Origin of the sequence: uncultured Algibacter sp. (genome assembly GCF_947490405.1) — a bacterium.
Classification (GTDB): Bacteria; Bacteroidota; Bacteroidia; order Flavobacteriales; family Flavobacteriaceae; genus Algibacter_B.
Genome location: NZ_CANLGU010000005.1, coordinates 149212 through 169083 on the forward strand (window position 1 = coordinate 149212; position 19872 = coordinate 169083).

24 protein-coding genes are annotated in these 19872 nt (G+C 32.7%); 12 read left to right on the forward strand and 12 right to left on the reverse strand.

Annotation, left to right across the window (positions count from 1 at the left end; translation table 11 throughout):
- The first annotated feature begins 60 nt into the window (after positions 1–60).
- From Q0772_RS12100 to Q0772_RS12125, 6 genes are all read left to right on the forward strand, one after another.
- Positions 61–618 carry a YeeE/YedE thiosulfate transporter family protein gene (locus Q0772_RS12100; protein WP_298345042.1) on the forward strand — a complete coding sequence of 186 codons (558 nt, stop codon included), beginning with the start codon at positions 61–63 and terminating at the stop codon, positions 616–618.
- A 4-nt stretch (positions 619–622) separates the two neighbouring features.
- Positions 623–1036, forward strand: a complete 414-nt coding sequence (locus Q0772_RS12105; protein ID WP_298345045.1) for a DUF6691 family protein — start codon at positions 623–625, stop codon at positions 1034–1036.
- Positions 1037–1828, forward strand: a complete 792-nt coding sequence (locus Q0772_RS12110) for a sulfite exporter TauE/SafE family protein (protein ID WP_298345048.1) — start codon at positions 1037–1039, stop codon at positions 1826–1828.
- Between the two features lie 108 nt (positions 1829–1936).
- Positions 1937–3349, forward strand: a complete 1413-nt coding sequence (locus Q0772_RS12115) for an MBL fold metallo-hydrolase (RefSeq protein WP_298345051.1) — start codon at positions 1937–1939, stop codon at positions 3347–3349.
- A 24-nt stretch (positions 3350–3373) separates the two neighbouring features.
- Positions 3374–3592, forward strand: coding sequence for a DUF2892 domain-containing protein (locus tag Q0772_RS12120; protein ID WP_298345054.1), 219 nt, complete (start codon positions 3374–3376; stop codon positions 3590–3592).
- The gene (locus tag Q0772_RS12125; protein WP_298345056.1) at positions 3576–3845 is read left to right on the forward strand and encodes a heavy-metal-associated domain-containing protein; all 270 of its coding nucleotides are present in this window, start codon (positions 3576–3578) and stop codon (positions 3843–3845) included. The genes Q0772_RS12120 and Q0772_RS12125 overlap by 17 nt, the downstream gene beginning before the upstream one ends.
- Here the strand turns inward: Q0772_RS12125 and Q0772_RS12130 are convergent.
- The 7 genes from Q0772_RS12130 to Q0772_RS12160 all read right to left on the reverse strand — a co-directional run bounded on the left by Q0772_RS12130 (position 3842) and on the right by Q0772_RS12160 (position 9426).
- Complete coding sequence (locus Q0772_RS12130) at positions 3842–4117, reverse strand: ATP-dependent Clp protease adaptor ClpS (RefSeq protein WP_298345058.1); 276 nt, start codon at positions 4115–4117, stop codon at positions 3842–3844. The genes Q0772_RS12125 and Q0772_RS12130 overlap by 4 nt on opposite strands.
- 30 nt (positions 4118–4147) lie before the next feature.
- Complete coding sequence (gene prmA / locus Q0772_RS12135) at positions 4148–4984, reverse strand: 50S ribosomal protein L11 methyltransferase (RefSeq protein ID WP_298345062.1); 837 nt, start codon at positions 4982–4984, stop codon at positions 4148–4150.
- A gap of 137 nt (positions 4985–5121) precedes the next feature.
- A complete protein-coding gene (tpiA, locus tag Q0772_RS12140) occupies positions 5122–5871 on the reverse strand; it encodes a triose-phosphate isomerase (RefSeq protein WP_298345065.1) in 750 nt (249 codons plus the stop codon).
- A 37-nt stretch (positions 5872–5908) separates the two neighbouring features.
- Positions 5909–6394: a thioredoxin-like domain-containing protein gene (locus Q0772_RS12145; protein WP_298345068.1), complete on the reverse strand. Its 486-nt coding sequence runs from the start codon at positions 6392–6394 to the stop codon at positions 5909–5911.
- 35 nt (positions 6395–6429) lie between these two features.
- On the reverse strand, positions 6430–7506 hold the full coding sequence (locus tag Q0772_RS12150) for an ABC transporter permease (RefSeq protein ID WP_298345483.1): 1077 nt from the start codon (positions 7504–7506) through the stop codon (positions 6430–6432).
- An 18-nt stretch (positions 7507–7524) separates the two neighbouring features.
- The gene (locus tag Q0772_RS12155; protein ID WP_298345071.1) at positions 7525–8835 is read right to left on the reverse strand and encodes a BT_3928 family protein; all 1311 of its coding nucleotides are present in this window, start codon (positions 8833–8835) and stop codon (positions 7525–7527) included.
- A 51-nt stretch (positions 8836–8886) separates the two neighbouring features.
- On the reverse strand, positions 8887–9426 hold the full coding sequence (locus Q0772_RS12160; RefSeq protein ID WP_298345074.1) for a DUF1599 domain-containing protein: 540 nt from the start codon (positions 9424–9426) through the stop codon (positions 8887–8889).
- A gap of 104 nt (positions 9427–9530) precedes the next feature.
- On the opposite strand from Q0772_RS12160, the gene folP reads away from it, so the two are divergent.
- From folP to Q0772_RS12180, 4 genes are read left to right on the forward strand one after another with little or no spacing between them, the layout of a single operon-like run.
- The gene (gene folP / locus Q0772_RS12165) at positions 9531–10355 is read left to right on the forward strand and encodes a dihydropteroate synthase (RefSeq protein WP_298345077.1); all 825 of its coding nucleotides are present in this window, start codon (positions 9531–9533) and stop codon (positions 10353–10355) included.
- A gap of 21 nt (positions 10356–10376) precedes the next feature.
- Positions 10377–11060, forward strand: a complete 684-nt coding sequence (locus Q0772_RS12170) for a hypothetical protein (RefSeq protein ID WP_298345079.1) — start codon at positions 10377–10379, stop codon at positions 11058–11060.
- A 34-nt stretch (positions 11061–11094) separates the two neighbouring features.
- The gene (gene cdaA, locus Q0772_RS12175; RefSeq protein ID WP_298345082.1) at positions 11095–11880 is read left to right on the forward strand and encodes a diadenylate cyclase CdaA; all 786 of its coding nucleotides are present in this window, start codon (positions 11095–11097) and stop codon (positions 11878–11880) included.
- Positions 11880–12668, forward strand: coding sequence for a DUF3667 domain-containing protein (locus Q0772_RS12180; protein WP_298345083.1), 789 nt, complete (start codon positions 11880–11882; stop codon positions 12666–12668). Before cdaA ends, Q0772_RS12180 begins: the two co-directional genes overlap by 1 nt.
- A 4-nt stretch (positions 12669–12672) precedes the next feature.
- Here the strand turns inward: Q0772_RS12180 and Q0772_RS12185 are convergent, their stop codons facing one another.
- The 4 genes from Q0772_RS12185 to Q0772_RS12200 all read right to left on the reverse strand — a co-directional run bounded on the left by Q0772_RS12185 (position 12673) and on the right by Q0772_RS12200 (position 17567).
- A complete protein-coding gene (locus Q0772_RS12185; protein ID WP_298345086.1) occupies positions 12673–14445 on the reverse strand; it encodes an ABC transporter ATP-binding protein in 1773 nt (590 codons plus the stop codon).
- The gene (gene truA / locus Q0772_RS12190) at positions 14446–15189 is read right to left on the reverse strand and encodes a tRNA pseudouridine(38-40) synthase TruA (RefSeq protein WP_298345088.1); all 744 of its coding nucleotides are present in this window, start codon (positions 15187–15189) and stop codon (positions 14446–14448) included.
- A 454-nt stretch (positions 15190–15643) separates the two neighbouring features.
- Complete coding sequence (locus Q0772_RS12195; RefSeq protein ID WP_298345091.1) at positions 15644–16282, reverse strand: RloB family protein; 639 nt, start codon at positions 16280–16282, stop codon at positions 15644–15646.
- Positions 16272–17567 (reverse strand): ATP-binding protein, encoded by a 1296-nt coding sequence (locus tag Q0772_RS12200; protein WP_298345094.1) that lies wholly within the window; start codon positions 17565–17567, stop codon positions 16272–16274. Before Q0772_RS12200 ends, Q0772_RS12195 begins: the two co-directional genes overlap by 11 nt.
- A gap of 293 nt (positions 17568–17860) precedes the next feature.
- On the opposite strand from Q0772_RS12200, the gene Q0772_RS12205 reads away from it, so the two are divergent.
- Both Q0772_RS12205 and Q0772_RS12210 read left to right on the forward strand, forming a co-directional pair.
- Positions 17861–18376: a metallophosphoesterase family protein gene (locus tag Q0772_RS12205; RefSeq protein WP_298345097.1), complete on the forward strand. Its 516-nt coding sequence runs from the start codon at positions 17861–17863 to the stop codon at positions 18374–18376.
- 303 nt (positions 18377–18679) lie between these two features.
- Positions 18680–19108, forward strand: coding sequence for a peptidylprolyl isomerase (locus Q0772_RS12210; protein WP_298345100.1), 429 nt, complete (start codon positions 18680–18682; stop codon positions 19106–19108).
- 350 nt (positions 19109–19458) lie between these two features.
- Here Q0772_RS12210 and Q0772_RS12215 read toward each other — a convergent pair whose 3' ends face one another.
- Entirely contained in the window at positions 19459–19869 is a 411-nt protein-coding gene (locus Q0772_RS12215) for a DUF4293 domain-containing protein (RefSeq protein WP_298345103.1), read from the reverse strand.
- Positions 19870–19872: the final 3 nt, after the last annotated feature.

Consider the following 19872-nt stretch of genomic DNA (forward strand, 5'->3'; position numbering starts at 1 on the left):
TAACATTTATTACAATACAAATTAAACCTTCAATATAAATTCGCACTAAATTTTACAATTATGGAATACATTTTAAATCCATGGCCTTGGTACATATCTGGTCCATTAATAGCCTTAGTCATGGCGCTCCTACTCTACTTTGGAAAAACATTTGGCATGTCATCAAACCTAAGAACCATGTGTACTATGGTGGGTGCAGGTAAATTTGCTGACTTCTTTAATTTTAGATGGAAAGACCATGTTTGGAATCTAATCGTGGTTCTAGGAGCCATTATTGGTGGGTTTATAGCGGTACAATTACTATCAAACAATTCCGTAACAAACTTAAACCCAACAACTGTAACAGAACTTCAAAATATGGGGTTCAATAATCCAGGACAAACACTTGTTCCCAATGAAATGTATAGCTTAGAAATTCTTGCATCACCAAAAGCACTAATACTATTAGTTGTTGGTGGCTTACTGGTTGGTTTCGGTACACGTTATGCTGGTGGTTGTACATCGGGGCATGCCATTACAGGGCTAAGTAGCTTACAAAAACCATCCTTAATAGCTGTTATTGGTTTTTTTATTGGAGGATTGATTATGACTAATTTTATTTTACCCCTAATTTTTTAAGTATATGAAAGTTTTAAAATTTCTTATAGTTGGTATATTTTTCGGTATCGTTTTAGTGAAATCTGAAGCAGTTTCTTGGTATCGTATTTATGAAATGTTTAGATTTCAGTCTTTCCATATGTATGGTATTATAGGAACTGCTATTGCATCAGGAATCATCTTTTTACAAATTTCAAAAAAAGGGTATATAAAAAGTATAAAAGGTACAAATATTGTCGTTCCAAAGAAAGAAAATGGATTAATTAGATACATCCTTGGAGGTACTATTTTTGGTTTAGGATGGGCACTTATTGGCGCCTGTCCAGGACCAATGTATATTCTTCTAGGTACAGGCGTTTGGAGCATGCTTATCGTTATTGCTGCAGCTATTTTAGGAACATTCATTTATGGGCTCCTTAAAAGCAAACTGCCACACTAAATGGATTCAATTCAGGTATTAGGATATATTGGTGCGTTAATAGTTGGTTTAGTTTTAGGCCTTATAGGTGGTGGTGGGTCTATTCTAACAGTACCGCTTTTGGTGTATCTTTTAGGATACAATCCGGTAATAGCAACCGCATATTCTTTGTTTGTTGTAGGTACATCTTCTATGGTAGGTACTTATCAAAAACACAAAAAGGGTTTAGTCGACTTTAAAACAGGATTAGCCTTTTCATTTCCATCATTTCTAGCTGTGTATTTATCACGTCGTTATTTAGTTCCAGGAATTCCAGAAACACTCTTAAGTATTGGGGGTTTTAGCTTAACAAAAGGTATGGGTATCATGATTTTCTTTGCAATTATTATGATACTTGCTTCTTACTCTATGATAAAAAACAGAAAAGAAAACCTTGAAACTATTGGAAGTCAACCATACTATAAAACATTTATTCAAGGTTTAGCAATTGGTACAATAACTGGAATTATTGGAGCTGGCGGTGGTTTTTTGTACGTACCTGCTTTGGTATTATGGGCTAATATTCCCATGAAAAAAGCGGTTGGTACCTCATTAATCATAGTTACTATTAACTCGTTAATAGGGTTCATTGGAGATGTTCAAACCTTGGATATTCAATGGACTTTCCTTTTAATTTTTACTGGCATTTCCATTTTGGGTATTATACTCGGTGTGTTTCTATCTAAATTTATAAGTGGAAAAAAACTTAAAAAAAGCTTTGGATACTTTGTTTTAATAATGGCTACTTACATTATTTACAAAGAGTTAAAATAGTTTTAAAAGTAATATAAGTTACAAACCAAGATACCGATGTTTTGTAATTTTGATTGAATATGTAATTAAAGAGATTCCCTGCTTCGAGGGAATAACAAAAATAAAATTATGCGAATAGAACAAATATATACTGGATGTTTAGCTCAAGGCGCTTATTACATTGAATCCAATGGTGAAGTTGCCATAATCGATCCATTACGTGAAACCCAACAATATGTTGACAAAGCAACTAAAGAAAATGCAAAAATTAAATATATTTTTGAAACACATTTTCATGCAGATTTTGTTTCTGGCCATATTGATTTAGCAAAAAAAACAGGAGCTACAATTGTTTTTGGTCCTGGAGCTAAAACTGAATATAACATGCACGAAGCTAAAGATAATGAAGAATTTAAATTAGGTAATCTAACCATAAAGGTATTACATACTCCTGGTCATACTCTAGAATCCTCAACATTTTTATTATTAGATAAAAATGGAAAAGAGCACGCTATTTTTTCTGGCGACACTTTATTTTTAGGTGACGTGGGAAGACCTGATTTGGCAATAAAATCTGATTTAACTAAAGAGGATTTGGCAAGTATGTTGTTTGATTCACTTCGTAACAAAATCATGACACTTCCTGATGATGTTATTGTATATCCAGCACACGGGGCAGGTTCTGCCTGTGGTAAAAATTTAAGTAAAGAAACGATTGGTGTTTTAGGTGAACAAAAGAAAACAAACTATGCATTGAGAGCAGATATGACCAAAGAAGAGTTTGTTAAGGAAGTTTTAAATGGTATTGCTCCCCCTCCGCAATACTTTGCAAAAAATGCGATGATGAATAAAGTGGGTTATGATGCTTTTGAAGCGGTACTTAAAAAAGGAGATACACCGCTTAGTCCAGAAGACTTTGAAACTGTAGCAAATAATGAAGACGCTCTGGTTTTAGATGTTCGTACACAAAAAGAATTTGTTGAGGGGCATATTCCAAACTCAATTTTTATTGGTATTAATGGTGGTTTTGCACCTTGGGTTGGCGCTTTAATAACCGACTTAAAACAACCTATTTTATTAGTAACACCTGAAGGGCGAGAAGAAGAAACCGTTACGCGTTTATCTCGTGTTGGCTATGATAATACACTAGGCTACTTAAAGGGTGGTTTAGATGCGTGGAAAGACGCTGGAAAAGATATTGAAACTATTATATCGATTTCTGCTGAAGATTTTTCTAGTGATTACAAAAATAAAAGTGTTAAAGTACTTGATGTTAGAAAAGATGGTGAATACCAATCTGAACATTTGGAAGGTAACCATGTACAACACTTTGCTCTAGATTATATTAATGATAACATGAATACCATTGATAAAGGCACTACGTATTATGTGCATTGTGCTGGTGGTTATCGCTCTGTTATTGCTGCTTCTATACTTAAAGCACGGGGTTTTAATAAGTTAATAGATATTGCAGGTGGCTTTGGTGCTATTAAAAAAACAGATTTACCAACTACTGATTTTGTTTGTCCATCAACTTTATAAATAACAATAAAAACTATATACATTATGAAAAAAAACATGGGATCTTTAGACAAAGGGATTAGAATAACTGTTGCTATTGCAATAGCATTATTATACTATTTTAATGTTATTTCTGGCACATTAGCATATGTATTAATGGCAGTGGCTATTATTTTTCTACTAACAAGTTTTATTAATTTTTGCCCTTTGTACACCATTTTAGGAATTAATTCATGTAAAATAAAAAATGCAAACAAGTCTTAAAATACAAAATTTGAAATGTGGTGGATGCTCTAACACCATCATGAAAAAATTATCTGATATTAAAGACCTAAATGAATTAGAAGTGAGTCTTGACAATGATACCGTTTCATTTTATTACGAAAACGAAAAAACACTAGCAGAAGTAAAAGAACTACTAAATAGTATAGGGTATCCTATTGCAGGTGATAAAAATGCATTAACCACAAAAGCAAAATCTTTTGTGAGTTGTGCTATTGGAAGACTAAATAATTAAATAATTTCGGCACTTAAACCTGCTTCTAAAAGGATAGAGCAACGTGGTTTTAAATCATCATACAAACCTGTTTTTACAGTACATTTTCCTTTGTAGTGAACTAGAATAGCGCATTGCTCTGCTTGTTCTGCTGTATGCTCGCAGGCATGAATTAGCGTTTCAATAACGTGATCAAACGTATTAACATCGTCATTATGTAATACAATTTCATTTTGAGTAACTGTTGCTTCTTTTAGCAATAATTCCTCTGAAGTTTTTTCTTTTGTACTCATAGCTAATAATCTTGGGGATTAATTATAGTACTAATTTAAAAATTTTAACGATACCCAATTGTTTCTTTGTAATTTTTCTGCAAATTTTAACAAATGCTTTTCACACTCAGATTGTATCATAGGTATATCTTCAGCATAAAATCCACTTAAAAATAACATCCCATTTTTATTTAAACAGGATATATAAGTTCCCATATCTTGCATTAAAATATTACGGTTTATGTTGGCAATAATTATATCATATTTGTTTTCACCTAAAACAGATGCATCGCCTTCTATAACGGTAATGTGTTTACAATTATTTCGTTCTACATTTTCAAGACTATTTAGGTAACACCAGTTATCATAGTCTATAGCATCAATAGGTTTTGCTCCTTTGAGTTCTGCAAGAATTGCTAAAACTCCAGTACCGCAACCCATATCAAGGACCGATTTATCTTTAAAATCGTTTTTTAGAATATGCTGAATCATCATGTGTGTAGTTTCATGATGCCCCGTGCCAAAACTCATTTTAGGTTCTATAACAATATCGTATTGAGTATTGAAAGATTCGTGAAATGGAGCACGAACTGCACAAACCTCATCAACTACTATGGGGTTAAAATTCTTTTCCCACTCTGCATTCCAGTTGGTTTGCTCAATCTCCTCAAACGTAAAAGATATTTCAAACTCATCTGAAATTAATATTTGAATATCCTCTAAAATATCTTCCTTCCAGTCTTCTTTTTGGATATATGCAGTAACACCTTCTTCAGTTTCTACGAAACTTTCAAAACCTGCATAACCTAATTCGGCAATAAGAATTTCTACGGCTGGTTGTAGAGGTTGTACTTTGAAGTAATACCCTATATAGATAGTATTGGACATGGTACGCGTATTATGTTTGCGGGTTTGCCCGCGTTAGCGATTGCAGTGGAAAGCCCACAGTGAGGAACGAACGAGGACTTGTAACGTAAAGCGCGACCCCGACTTTTCATCGGGGTAACGCCCAAATTTTTATTTATTTAAAATGCGTTTACAATAGCAAAGAAATCTTCTGCTTTCAATGAAGCGCCTCCAATTAAGCCACCGTCAACATCTGGTTTAGAGAAAATCTCTTCGGCATTGGCAGGTTTTACACTTCCACCGTAAAGAATAGACACGGTTTCTGCGATATCGTTTCCGTATTTATCAGCCAAAGTTTTTCTAATAAATGCATGCATGTCTTGAGCTTGCTCTGGACTTGCTGTTTCGCCAGTACCAATAGCCCAAACAGGCTCGTAAGCCAATACGATGTTTTGGAAAGCCGCAGCACCCAAGTGGAATAAAGCATTTTTGATTTGATTGCCTACAATGGTTTCTTCGTTTCCTGCTTTTCTATCGGCTAATTCTTCACCAAAACAGAAAATAACACGCATCCCTTTTGCAAGTGCCGCATCAACTTTTTTTGCTAATAACTCATCGGTTTCATTGAAATACTCACGACGCTCACTATGCCCAAGAATAACCGTGTTTACTCCTATGCTTTTTAACATACTTGCACTAACTTCTCCTGTATATGCTCCATTTTCAGCAAAATGCATGTTTTGTGCAATAACTTCAATACTAGATTGCTTTAACGCATTGTTTGCTGCCCATAAGTTAGTTGATGTAGGCGCAATCATAACTTCTGCATCGGTAGTTTTAGCTTGGTTTTTTAAAGCCGTAATTAGTGATTCAGTTTGTGCTAAATCGTTATTCATCTTCCAGTTTCCGGCTACAATTTGTTTTCTCATTTTTGTTACCCTAATAGCTAAGGGATTTTATTAGTTATTATAAATTTTGTTTTATGTTACTATCATCAGCTTTAATAGCCTTAAATAATTTAATGGTTCCATTTTTATTAACTACCATGTACCTTGGTATCCAATCTAAATCTACAAATTCCCCAAAAGGACCATTCCAACCAGATGCCATAAAGTAATGTTCGCCTTGAACTTTATATTTTTTTATTCCTCGTTTCCAAGCGCCTTGAGTTTTATCTAGTGATAGAAAAACATAGGCTGCTTCTGGATAATTCTTTTGTAAAACTTTTACCTTAGGCATGCCTTTAATACAATCACCACACCATGATGCCCAAATATCTATAACTAAAGTCTCTTTTTCTTGATTATCTAGTATACTTTGAAATGTAATAGAGTTACCTTCTAAATCTATAAAAGTATCGTTTAGAGCTTCTTCTGAAAATTGAGTTGGTACTTGGGAGTTACAGCTAGTAATGGTTATAAGTAGAGCTAGGAGATAATATATTTTTTTCATTCTATATTCTGTTGAATTCTTATTCCCAAATCAAACTATTCTAACTTGACCTTTGGGTCTAACCAAACATAAATTAAGTCTACAAAAATATTGATAATTATGAACATTACCGCGATAATTAACACCGAACCCATAATTACTGGCAAATCTAGAGTATTTAGAGCGTTTACTATTTCTTTTCCTAGTCCGTTCCACCCAAAAATATACTCTACAAATACCGCTCCTGCCAACATCGAAGCAAACCAACCTGAAATAGCCGTTACAACAGGGTTTAATGCGTTTTTAACTGCGTGTTTTTTGATGATTTGAAATTCGCTTAAGCCTTTAGCTCTGGCAGTACGTATATAATCTTGATTAAAAACTTCTAGTAATGAATTACGCATTAATTGAATAACCACTGCTAAGGGGCGAATTCCTAAAACTATAGCTGGTAATATTAAATTCTTCCATTTAATATGCATGGCTTCTCCAAAATCATCAAGTTCATAAAGGCTGCCTGTCATTTCTAAATTGGTGTATTCATGCAAGATGTAACCAAAAAACCAAGCAAATAAAATGGCACTAAAAAATGATGGAATACTCATGCCAAATGTACTTAGAACTTGAATGGTTTTATCGAGCCACTTATCTTTGTAAAGTGCAGAAACAATGCCTAAAAGAATACCTAAAACCATAGCAATTACAATAGCTGAAACTGCCAAAACAAATGTATTGGGTAAGGTTTCAGCAAGCACCTCACTAACGCGTTTTCCTTGTTTAGCAAACGATTCTCTTAAATAAGGTTTTTTAATTACTGTTGTGGTATTCCCTAGAGATAACAATTTGGTTGCACTATACTTCCCTGGTTTTAAAAATGTATAATCTTCTGAGTTTTGTGAATGAAACGAAATTGGAGATAAATCATTTAAATAGTACAAATACTGTGTAGAAATAGGTTTATCAAATCCGTATTTTTTTTTGACAATAGCTAATTGTTCACTATCCTCATTTTGTCCCATCATCATTTGGGCAGGATCTCCTGGAAGCACACTAAATAAAAAGAAAATAACCGTTACTACCCCAAATAATGTGAGTAGTGCGTAGAAGGTTTTATTTAGGAAGTAGTTTATCAGTGGTTAGTGGTTAGAAAATTATTCATCTTTAAGTTTAACCTCAATGACTGAAGTATAAAATGTACTGTTTTGAGTATTTAGCTCTTTTAATTGAATTGAATCTTTTATAACATTAACACTCTCAATTTTGGCAGACTCAATCATTTCAACGTCCTCTTTTGTTGAAATTTCTCCATTAATGAAATACGCTATAATTTCTTCCGCCTTCTTTGGCTCAGGTTTTCTTTCAACTTTTGGTAATTTCAAATCTTCAATATCATTCCAATGCACTTTTTGCTTCACGGTAGCTTTATCTAACTCAATAATTCCTGGGTTTGACCGCACTACAGTTTTAAGAGCTTTTTCATCACACAAATACCACTCTAAGTCTAAATTATAAGCTTCATTTATACGCTTTTTAGCATCTGCTCCAGAAGCTGTTAAACCTATAATTTGATAGTTGTTTTTTCTAGCTGTATCTTGTAATGCTTTTAATTTTAGTGCACCATCTCTTTCAATTTTCTCTAAGCTATAAGATACTACTACAACTAAATTGTCTTGTTCTAAAAAGTGTGTTGTTAAGTCTTCATTGTCACTTTCAATCGAAAAATCTACTACAGGAGGTGTATAACCTTCTTGTATCACTTTGGTTTCAACTCCAATAAAATCGCCTTCCACTGATGGGTAAGAGCCACTTGTTTTAAAAACCTTTTCCTCTCCATTAACATTAAATTTCCAACTGTATTCTTGAATGGGCTTGGGAGCATCCTCTGGAACAGTCATTCCCTCTTGAATATTCTTTCCAATAGCATAAGCTCTAAAATCTATAGTTGGTAGATGCATCAATACATGATATCCAAACCATAAACTCACAATAAACCCAAGTAATGCTAATACCGTTGTTGGTAATTTTCCAAAAACAGGTTTAATATGTTTTACTCCAAAGAATAAAATTAATATCAACACTAATAGTGCAACATCTTTCCAAAAAGTTTCCCAAGGTTTTAATTTTATAAAATCACCAAAACAACCACAATCTTTCACCTTTTCAAAATAAGCTGCATAAAAGGTTAAAAACGTAAAGAATACTATCATTAATAATAAACTCCAAACCGTAAATTTAGGTTTATACCCAATGAGTAAAAACACCCCAAGAACCACTTCAAAAACAACAACAAAAACTGAAATCAGTAAAGCATAAGGTTCTAAAAAAGGAATATTTAACACATCTGGACTAAAGTATTCTTGCAGTTTATACGAAAAACCCAGAGGGTCATTCAATTTTATAAACCCTGAGAAGATAAAAAGTAACCCTACTAACCCTCTTGAAATATTAACTAATGTTTTCATTTTTGATTTATTATTCAGACCTTTCGACTGCGCTCAAGGTGACATTCAAATTTACTTTTCCGATAAGTGAATCATAGCGAAAATTGCATAATTTATCATATCTTGATAATTTGCATCAATACCCTCGCTTACCAATGTTTTACCTTGATTATCTTCAATTTGTTTTACTCGAAGTAACTTTTGTAAAATTAAATCAGTTAAACTGCTTACTCTCATATCTCGCCATGCTTCACCATAATCATGGTTTTTATCTTGCATAAGCTGTTTGGTAATCGCAACTTTTTCTTCGTATAAGTTGGTAGCCTCCTCAGTAGACATATCTGGTTGCTCAACAACACCTTTTTCTAACTGAACTAAAGCCATAATACAGTAATTAATAATACCAATAAACTCACTTTCTTGACCTTCATCAACCTTCTGAACAGCATTTTGTTGCAAACCTCTGATACGCTGTGCTTTTATAAAAATTTGATCTGTTAATGATGGTAATCTTAAAATTCGCCATGCACTTCCGTAATCACTCATTTTCTTAATAAATAAACTTTTACAGGTATCTATTACCGCATCGTATTGTTTTGAAGTATCTTGCATCTATAAATTCTATTTTGCGTAAATTTCGCATAAATAATTAAAACCTTCAAGGTTTATGGTTTAAAGTTTTAAACCATGTACCAACACCTTACAAAACAGTATAAATGACTATTAATTGCAAAGGCAAACTTATAGATTTATCATCGCCAAAAGTCATGGGTATATTAAACATCACCCCAGACTCTTTTTATGATGGTGGCACTCACAAAAACGAGAAAGCAATTTTAAATCATGTGGAGCAAATGCTTAATGAAGGTGTTACTTTTATTGATGTAGGCGCCTACAGCTCTAGACCAAATGCCGACCATGTTAGTGAAGATGAAGAATTAAAACGCATCATTCCTATTGTTAATTTAATTCTAAAAACGTTCCCTAAAACTTTACTTTCTATTGACACCTTTAGAAGTGAAGTTGCTAAACAATGTATTGAAGCAGGAGCTTGCTTAATTAATGATATCTCTGCAGGTTTATTGGATAAAAACATGTTACAGACTATTGCTCAATTACGCGTACCTTACATTATGATGCATATGAAAGGTACGCCACAAACGATGCAAACCTTAACGGATTATGATGATTTAGTTAAAGATATTTTATTTTATTTTTCTGAAAGAATTGAAGCCGCAAGAACTTTAGGAATTATAGATATCATTATAGATCCTGGTTTTGGTTTTGCAAAAACTTTAAAACAGAATTTTGAATTGCTAAACAAGTTAGAATTATTCAAAATTATTGAAAAACCGCTACTCGCAGGTGTTTCCAGAAAATCTATGATTTATAAAACTTTAGAGTCTTCAGCTCAAGAAGCACTCAACGGAACATCCGTTTTAAATACCATAGCGCTACAAAAAGGCGCTTCTATTTTAAGAGTTCATGATGTAAAAGAAGCTATGGAATGCATCAAACTTATTGAATCACTGAACTCTTAAATTGTTTATTCGTCACTGATTATGAAAAAATTACTCTTACTTTTTATTATGGTTTTTATTTTTTCTTGCGGAAATGAAAAAGTACTACAATTACCAGAAATTGATTATTCTGGAATTACTGAAATCAAAGATGTTTCACACGCGTATTTATTCTATGACGAAACACAACCTAATCATATTGACCTAAATAGAAAAAATCTAATAAGCACTACCAATTGGCTCATTAATGTAGATAAACGTTTAACGTTAAAACAAGCCATTCCTAAAATTAAATTCCTTCAAGACAAAAAGTCTAATTCCAGTCATAAAAATAAAAATGCTAAAAACTATTTTACATGTCATGATCTAAATAATAATAATTTAGGGTTTTTGGAGTTTACTAATGTGGTTTATCAAAATGAATCCTTGAATGATTATTCTGGTGTGCTTTCAAACCTTGAAGATACTACCAATTCTACAGCCATAGCCTTTGAGAAAAATAACACTATTGTTATAGCAAGTACTGTCCTAAAATCCATAATTACTGAAACCTCAAAAGACAGCTTATCATTTTACTTAAAAAAGTGCGACACAATTAATGGCATTATCTTCTTGAATTTTAATGAAGATTTATCTTTTCAAAGTTATATTGACTTCAAGTACGTTACGAACAAAACAGATTTAAAACACGCCAAAATATCAAACAAAGAATTTATATTTAATTAGTCTTATTTTATTAAATTTACCAAAACCCACCACTTTGGATATTTTTAAAGACCTTTTAAAATTTACCGTAGTCGATATTATTGATGTTATATTAGTAGCACTACTACTCTACTATATTTACCGACTCATTAAAGGCACCGTTGCTATCAATATTTTTATTGGAATTATAATCATTTACGGTGCATGGATGCTTACCGATTTTTTAAACATGGAACTTCTAACCAGTATATTTGGTGGTTTTATGAAAGTAGGTATTATAGCTTTAATTGTAGTGTTTCAACCTGAAATAAGAAAGTTTTTACTTATGGTTGGCTCTACAAATTTTGGAGGGCGTAAAAAGTTTTTTCAGCAAATTAATTTCTTAAAAACTGAGCAAACCAGTGAAACCGATGTTGACGCTATAATTTCTGCTTGTTCTAAAATGTCTGTTTCAAGAACTGGTGCTTTAATTGTTTTTGAGCGTAATAACAATTTAGACTTCTTATCATCCTCTGGAGATGAAATGAATATTAAAGTTACTCAACCCATCATAGAAAGTATTTTTTTTAAAAATAGTCCGCTGCATGATGGTGCTATTATTGTTAGTAATAATGTGGTTAAAGCAACACGTGTTATTCTTCCTGTTAATAACGAAAAACACATTCCTCAACGTTTTGGTTTACGCCATAGAGCCGCTATAGGCGTTACGGAGAAAACCGATGCCTTAGCCTTAGTTGTTAGTGAAGAAACAGGGCATATTTCTTATTTTAAAGATGGTGAGTTTGTGGTATTTGAAGACTCTAATGAATTAAATAGTATGATTAAAACCGATTTAGCTTAATGACTTGCAGAAACTGTAACAACACTTTAAGAACAGATTTTAGCTATTGTCCAGATTGTGGTTCCAAGATCATTAGAAACAGGTTAACACCTAAAAGCTTGATATTTGATGTTATAGAGCGTTATTTTAACCTAGATAACACCTTTTTAAAAACACTTTGGCATATGATTGTTAAGCCTGAAAGTGTTTGTGGTGGTTATATATCTGGTATTCGTAAAAAATATTTAAATCCAGTTAGTATGCTGGCTATTTCGTTAACGCTTTCTGGATTCGTTATCTTTTTAACCAAAAAGTTGGCTTGGAGTTCAATTGACTTTTCAAAAATAAGTTATGCGCAAACAAGTTCTGGAGGTGCAGGCACTGAAAAAATCATGTCTGCAACTATGGAATATGGCTCAATACTTTTTTTATTTTACATTCCTGTTTTAGCCTTTGCTAGTTTTCTTTTTTTCAACAAAAAGCAATACAATTTCGCAGAGCATACGGTTACCGCTATATATGCTTTAACCAGTTTTGGTATTATAGGCTCCCTCTATGCCATTCCCACATTATTTGTAAGTCCGCAGTTTTATTTTGAAACAGCACTTTTATACTCCTTTATCATGGTACTATTTTGTATTTATGTGGCTTATAAAAATTCAAAAAACAGCTTAAAATCCTTATTTTGGAGGATACCAATGTTTTTATTCATCTTTTTAATTGGATATATGGGGGTTTCCATACTAACCTTTGCAGCCTTATTTATCACTGGAGAAATATCTGTTCAAGATTTTATGCCAACTAAATAAAAAACTAAGCCACCTCGGCCTCTTGTAAAAACTGAACTTCATAGAGGTTCTTATAGTAACCATCTTTCTTTTTAAGAAGCTCTGTATGAGTACCTTGCTCTACAATTTTACCAGCATCCATAACGATAATTTTGTCTGCTTTTTTCACTGTAGCTAAACGGTGCGCTATAACTATAGATGTTCTGCCTTTCGTGATTTTATCTGTAGCATTTTGAATCAATTGTTCTGAATACGAATCCACAGAAGATGTAGCTTCATCCAATACCAAAATACTAGGGTTTGTTACGTAAGCACGTAAAAACGAAATCAGTTGACGCTGGCCAGAAGATAACATCACACCACGCTCTTTTACGTTGTAATGATAACCATCAGGAAGCGTCATAATAAAATCATGAATCCCAATATCTTTAGCAGCTTGATACACTTCGTCTTCAGTAATCTTTGGATGGTTTAAAGTAATATTATTTAAGATCGTATCTGCAAACAAAAACACATCTTGTAAAACAACAGCAATTTGCGTTCTTAAGGAAGCTAAAGTCACATCCTTTATATCAATCCCATCCACAGAAATCACACCATCTTTAATTTCATAAAACCGATTTAATAAGTTTATTATCGTAGATTTTCCAGCACCCGTAGCACCAACAATAGCAACCGTTTCGCCTTGTGTTACATCAAAAGAAATCCCTTTAAGCACTTCCTCATCTTCCACATAACTAAAATGCACATCATCAAACTTTATACTTCCTTTAAACGATTCAGCATTATAAGTGCCTTTATCATCAATTTGAGACGTCGTATCAATCACTTTAAACACACGTGTAGCTGCAACCATTCCCATTTGTAGGGTATTAAATTTATCAGCAATTTGTCGTAATGGTCTAAAGAGCATCGGCATAAACATTACAAACGCAATTAAATCACCTTGAGTTACAGAGCTATTTGCAAGTATAATATTTAAACCACCATACCAAGTTACCAAACCTATACAAATTGATGAAACCAAATCTGGCAACGGAAAAAATATAGAGTTATACCAAACCGTTTTAACCCAGCCTTTTTTATGGCGTTCATTAATGGCTTTAAAATTATCTAATTCAATAGTTTCTCTGGTAAACAATTGTAATATTTTCATACCCGTTAAGCGCTCTTGCACAAACGAATTTAAATTTGAAACCTCCGTTCTAACTTCCTCAAAAGCCTTTTTCATATACTTCTGAAAAAGACGTGTGGCGTAAAGTAAAATGGGTAACATAATTAAAACAATAAGGCTCAACTTCAAATTTAAATATAGCATAACCCCAAAAACCACAGTCATAGCTAATAAATCTTTAAAAATCATAAAAAGCCCTTGTCCAAAAATATCAGCAATACGCTCCATATCTGTCACAGCGCGTGTTATAAGTATCCCAACCGAAGAGTTATCATAGTACTTCATTTTAAATTTAAGTAAATGATCAAAGAGTTTTACACGTACATCCATTACCAAGTTTTGCCCCAACCAAGCCGCGTAATAAACAAAAAGCAACTGGAAAACCGTTTGAAAAATTAAAACACCAAGCATCAACATAATGTAAAACAAAAAGTCTTTAGCATCATAAGCTTCTATACTATCATCAATAGCATATTTTGTAATATAAGGTGTTGCTGCACTAAAAACAGCTAATAAAACCACCAATAAAATCAATCCAAAGAAAACACCTTTATAAGGGGTAATGTATTCAAACAAGCGCTTAAAAAGTTTAAAATCAAAAATATTTTCTTTCGGTTTACTCATCTATAATATTATATCTTCAGGATATTCAATTTGTGTTAAATACAAGCCATGTGCCGGAACAGAAAACCCAGCTTCACTCCTGCTTTTAGATTGTATAACGGTATGCAAATCATCAACGTCCATTTTACCTAAACCAATATTCACCATGGTTCCCACAATAGCTCTAACCATGTTCCTTAAAAACCGATTTGCTTTAATGGTAAAATGCAACTCATCACCCTCTAAAACCCATGCTGCATGCATAATATCACAATAATACGTTTTTACATCGGTTTGCGACTTAGAAAAACATTGAAAATCTTTATACTCAAATAAAATTTTGCAAGCCGCATTCATCCTATCTACATCCAATACTTGTCGTATCGCATAAGTATTATCATAAGTAAACACATTTTTCTTCAAAGCTACGCGATACAAATATGTTCTACTTACAGCATCAAAACGTGCATGCGCATCAGATTTTACTTTGTAAATTTTGGTAATTGAAATATCTTGAGGTAAAAACGAATTCAGTTTAAAAACAAGCTGGTTTACATCAAAAGTAGCATCCGTATCAAAATGCGCTATCAGTTCCGTAGCATGCACACCGGCATCGGTACGTCCTGCACCAACCACAGCAAGTGTTTCGCTTAATAAAGTAGATAAAGCCTGCTCTAAAACCTCCTGAACTGTTATGGCATTGGGCTGAATCTGCCAACCATGATACGCTTTACCATTATAAGAAATTGCTATAAAATATCTCAACCCGTTTCACTGCTTTTATAAAACACAAAGATAGCGAGATTTATGGGTCTTAAGAAACCTGCAATCTTAATTAAATATTAAAAATAAATTTTATGTTTTTGGCGTTACCACATGGGTCGGGCTTTCACTACTCAATCTTTTTAAAGCGTCATCGCCTAGAAAGAAAAACTGTAGAAATCTATAAAATTTTATCCCCAATCAAAATACAGTTTCAAAGCTTTAAAAAGGATTTCAAACATGCAGTTCAATCCCTAACGCGGGTATATTTGTTTATTTTGTTTTTTAAAAAGAAATTGACTTTTCTTGGGAAGGTTCGTTTACCGTGCTTGTGTATGGTTAGTTACGTGTTTAAGCACATAATTTAGTAAATAAAAATCGAATAGAAAATCTGCGAGAATTTTCGTAAGTAAGCTATAACTAAGCAATTAATTATACACGGTGTTGGCAGTAGGCTTTATTTTTCAAGTCCATCCTTTACTGATTTCGTTTCAAAAATAGAATGCATTTGACAAGTTCCGCTTTCGGGATTATTGAAATCAAAATCATTTACTCTATTTGAATTATCTATGGCTACATCTAAATGTGGCTTTAATTTCTTGTAGATGTCATTATTTTGTTTAGTAAAATATTTTTGAGTTTTTTCATAATCAGGTAAATGCTTTTTCAATTGCTTAATAGCATTCTCACAATTATTGAAAAATTTTCCAGTTCTTTCAAAATGAAGTAAAATCCAAAATTCTACACAAGGATTATTAATTATAACCTCTACATTTTTGTGCTTAGAAGAGATTTTTTGAGTGTATTCTTTTAGAAACTGTATAGGGGTTTTATCTCCTTTTTTAGTTTCTCTACTTTCTTTTATCAAAACATCAAAATCTATTATCCAAAAAACTTTGTCATATTCCTTAGAAGACTCAATTACCTTTTTATACTGGTCTTTAAGTTTTTTCTTTTGAGGAATTTCAGGTATTAAATCCACTCTTAAAGAGCGTTCATTTCTTTTTAGCATTTGAATATACCAAAATTCACATTCGCCTTCAACTATAAAAGCATATCTAGGTTTTCTTTTGGGTGTATTTCTTTTAGTTCTCATTCTCAAAATTCAAGTAATAATCTCCAAGATTTGGTGTTCCACCTAGTTTTCCAGCTTTGTAAGCATTTAATATATTAGTTGTATCTCTTACAATTGAACTATCGAAATCTGATAATGAATATAATTGAGTAGAGCAGGATTCATTTTTATCTGTAAACCAAATTATATCATTCCTAAATAAATCTTTATTGTTTAAAATTTCTCTATTATGGGTTGTTGCTATGATTTGTGAGTTTTTAGAATTGACTAAAAAAGATAAAAGGAAATGTATGTATAAATCAGGATGTAATGAATCCTCTAATTCATCAATCGGAAAAGCTATACTAGAATTTACCAATAAACTCAATAACCCTGCAAAACCATAATATCTTTGAGTTCCTTGAGATTCTAAATTAAAAGGAAGTGAATATTTTTTACCATCAATAGTGTGCTCAAGCTCCAATTTTTTAAGTGGATTAGATTTAATTTTTTCAATCATATCTTCTGGAAGCTCTAGTGCTTCAAACACTCTTAACATTTTATCATCCAATTCCTTCTTTTCGTCATTTATTAGAATGTCAGAAATATTAAAATCAGCTTTTTTAAGTATATGAACTAAAGCATCTTTATTTAATTTTGATTTTTCTATTTGAGAAGTAATGTACCCATCAAGTTCTGTTTTAGTTTGAACTAAAGGCCTAAGGTATTCGGTGAACCAATCAGTGACTTCTTTTAGATGAAAAAGTTCAATATTTGTTTTCATAAAACCACCTAAAACAGTATTGTTCCAAAGGGTATTTGCTTCAAGGTTTTTTTCAAATGTTTTATCTTTCTTTATTTTACTGCCGAAAGTAATTTCAGTGAATTGTTTATTTATGTCAGTTGTTCTTTTGAAAACACTAGCTTTATTTGGGTCATAAAATTTTAATTCCTCACTTATTACAGCTTTTTCACAGTATTCAACTACATATGAATATCTAACTTTATTTTGAATAAAGTCGATTGAGAAAGTAGTACTATTATTTAATGTGCTTTCATCAAAAAGAAATGGGTTAAAATCTAAAGTATCAGTTTTCTTTTTTTGTGGTTCTAAAACCAAATCTCTAAAGTAATCTAATGCTTTTAAAACTGTAGTTTTACCTGAAGCATTTGCTCCATAAATTAAAGCAAGTTTTAAAAGTCTAATGTCATTTTCTGAGTGGATTATATAGTAATCTTCTAAATCATTCGATTTAGTTGCCTCAAAAGAAAGAGTTTGTTTTTCTTTAATAGAGCCGAAATTCTCTACACTAAAATTAATTATCATAATTTTTTAGTCTAAAATTGTAAGTTGTTTACAAAAATAGAACAAAAAAACATATTAAGCTAATTTCATAATGGGTTTCCTCAGCTTACTGCCAATGCTTCGCGGATATGAAATCGTTTTAATACTGAAACAAGTTCAGCACAGGTGTTTTATATCCAACGGTAAACGAAGGTAGCTGAAAATTTTTACAAATTCAAGTTAATAATCTCCATTCCCAACACATTAAATGAATTATCAATAACTTTACAATCTTAAATGTATAATGTAGAGATACTGAACTAAATTCAGCACAAGTGACCAAAATCCTCCTGCTTTCAGATACACATAGTTATATAGACAACGACATTTTAAAGTACGTAAAACAAGCTGATGAAGTATGGCATGCTGGCGATATTGGCAGTTTAAAAGTTACTGACGCTATAAAAGCATTAAAAACTTTACGTGGTGTTTATGGTAATATTGATGATGCCAAGGTGCGTGTAGAATTCCCAGAGCATAACCGGTTTATGTGTGAGGATGTTGATGTTTGGATAACCCATATTGGTGGTTATCCGCCAAAATACAATATGCGTGTTGCTGAAACGATAAAACAAAATCCACCACGACTTTTTATTTGCGGACATTCGCATATTTTAAAAGTGATGCCAGATAAAAAGTTAAACCTCATCCACATGAATCCTGGGGCAGTTGGTAAACATGGGTTCCATAAAACCAGAACCATGCTCCGTTTTACGATTGATGGCAAAAAAATTGATAATCTTGAGGTTATTGAGTTTCCTGTAAGGCATCCGAAGGGAAGCCCCTCCTAAATCCTCCCCAAATAGGGAGGACTTGCTTACTGTTTCGGTATATTATTTTCTAAAACAATTCTTTTAAAATTTTATGGATCTGAGTGTTCCCTTCTTGGAAAGGGTTAGGGATGGGTTAATTTCCATGGCTCGCATAGGCTTATTACTAAAAAAAAGTCTGAAAAGAAAGCAATCATTCAACCTCAAAACATGCAATATTTTATCCTACACAGTTTGCCTCCTTTGGAGGGATTAAGGGTGGCTTTTTACTTTATTAGTTGTAAATTTGCAGACTTATTTAAAAAACAGAAAATAGTATTAGTTATGAGTCAAGTAAAAGAGAATGATACAGTAAAAGTACACTACACAGGAAAATTAAGCAACGGGCAAGTTTTTGATAGTTCGCTTGAAAGAGAACCATTAGAGGTTACGCTTGGGCAAGGTGCACTTATCCCTGGTTTTGAAAAAGGTATTCTTGCTATGGAGGTTAACGAGAAGAAAACCATAAATATTCCGGTTGCTGAGGCTTATGGCGAGGTACAAAAAGAATTGTTTTACGATGTGAAGAAAGAACAACTTCCGCCAGAAATGACTCCTGAGGTTGGTATGGGACTTGCATCTAAGGGTGAAGATGGTAGAGAAGTACAGTTTAGAGTTGCTGAAGTTAAAGAAGACTATATTGTTGTGGATGCTAACCACCCATTAGCTGGACATGATTTAACTTTTGAGTTAGAGCTTGTTGAGATTAAATAATATTTAAGTTTTATACATATTTAAAAAAGTCTGAAATGTATTTCAGACTTTTTTTGTTGCCTTTATCTGTGAGTTTCTGCCTTAGCAGGAATGATAGAACATTGGTTAAGCTATAACCTTGGCAGACACCTGCGTTAGGGATTGTAGTGGCATCCTTTTTTAAATTAACTAGCAAAAAACTAGCTTTTAAATAAATAGTAAACAGATAGCAACGTTGCTCATTCCTCGCTATGACGCTTAAAAAAGATATAACGGAAAGCCCGACCCTTTAGGGTAACGCCCATAAAATAAAAAAACCCAAAGCTTTCGCTCTGGGTTTTACGCACTAATACTACTAAGATATAAGGTTTTTAACGTAACCTATCAACAGATTTTACAAGATCTTCATCCTTCTTGATGGCCTTATTGGCTAATGCCAATAACACGATAGAAACAATAGGGAGAAGCATCCCAATACCTTTCTCTGAAACCGCCGTTTCTCCAGATACATTTAGTGATTGATACACGAAAAATCCTAATAAAATAAAGTTTAATATGATGTTAAGTCGACCCAATACAAATTGAGACTTCCTATTTTTGTACATAAAAATGGCTACTATCGACAAGATTGCTGAACCCAAGAAAAAACCTAAATACAATAACTCATCTTTTGCATATACACTTATACCAGCATCTGTAATCCATAAATGGCATACAAATATAAGACCAGCAGATACTCCTGCTGCTAATAATAGGTATATGGTTTGAATACGTTGTAGCATACT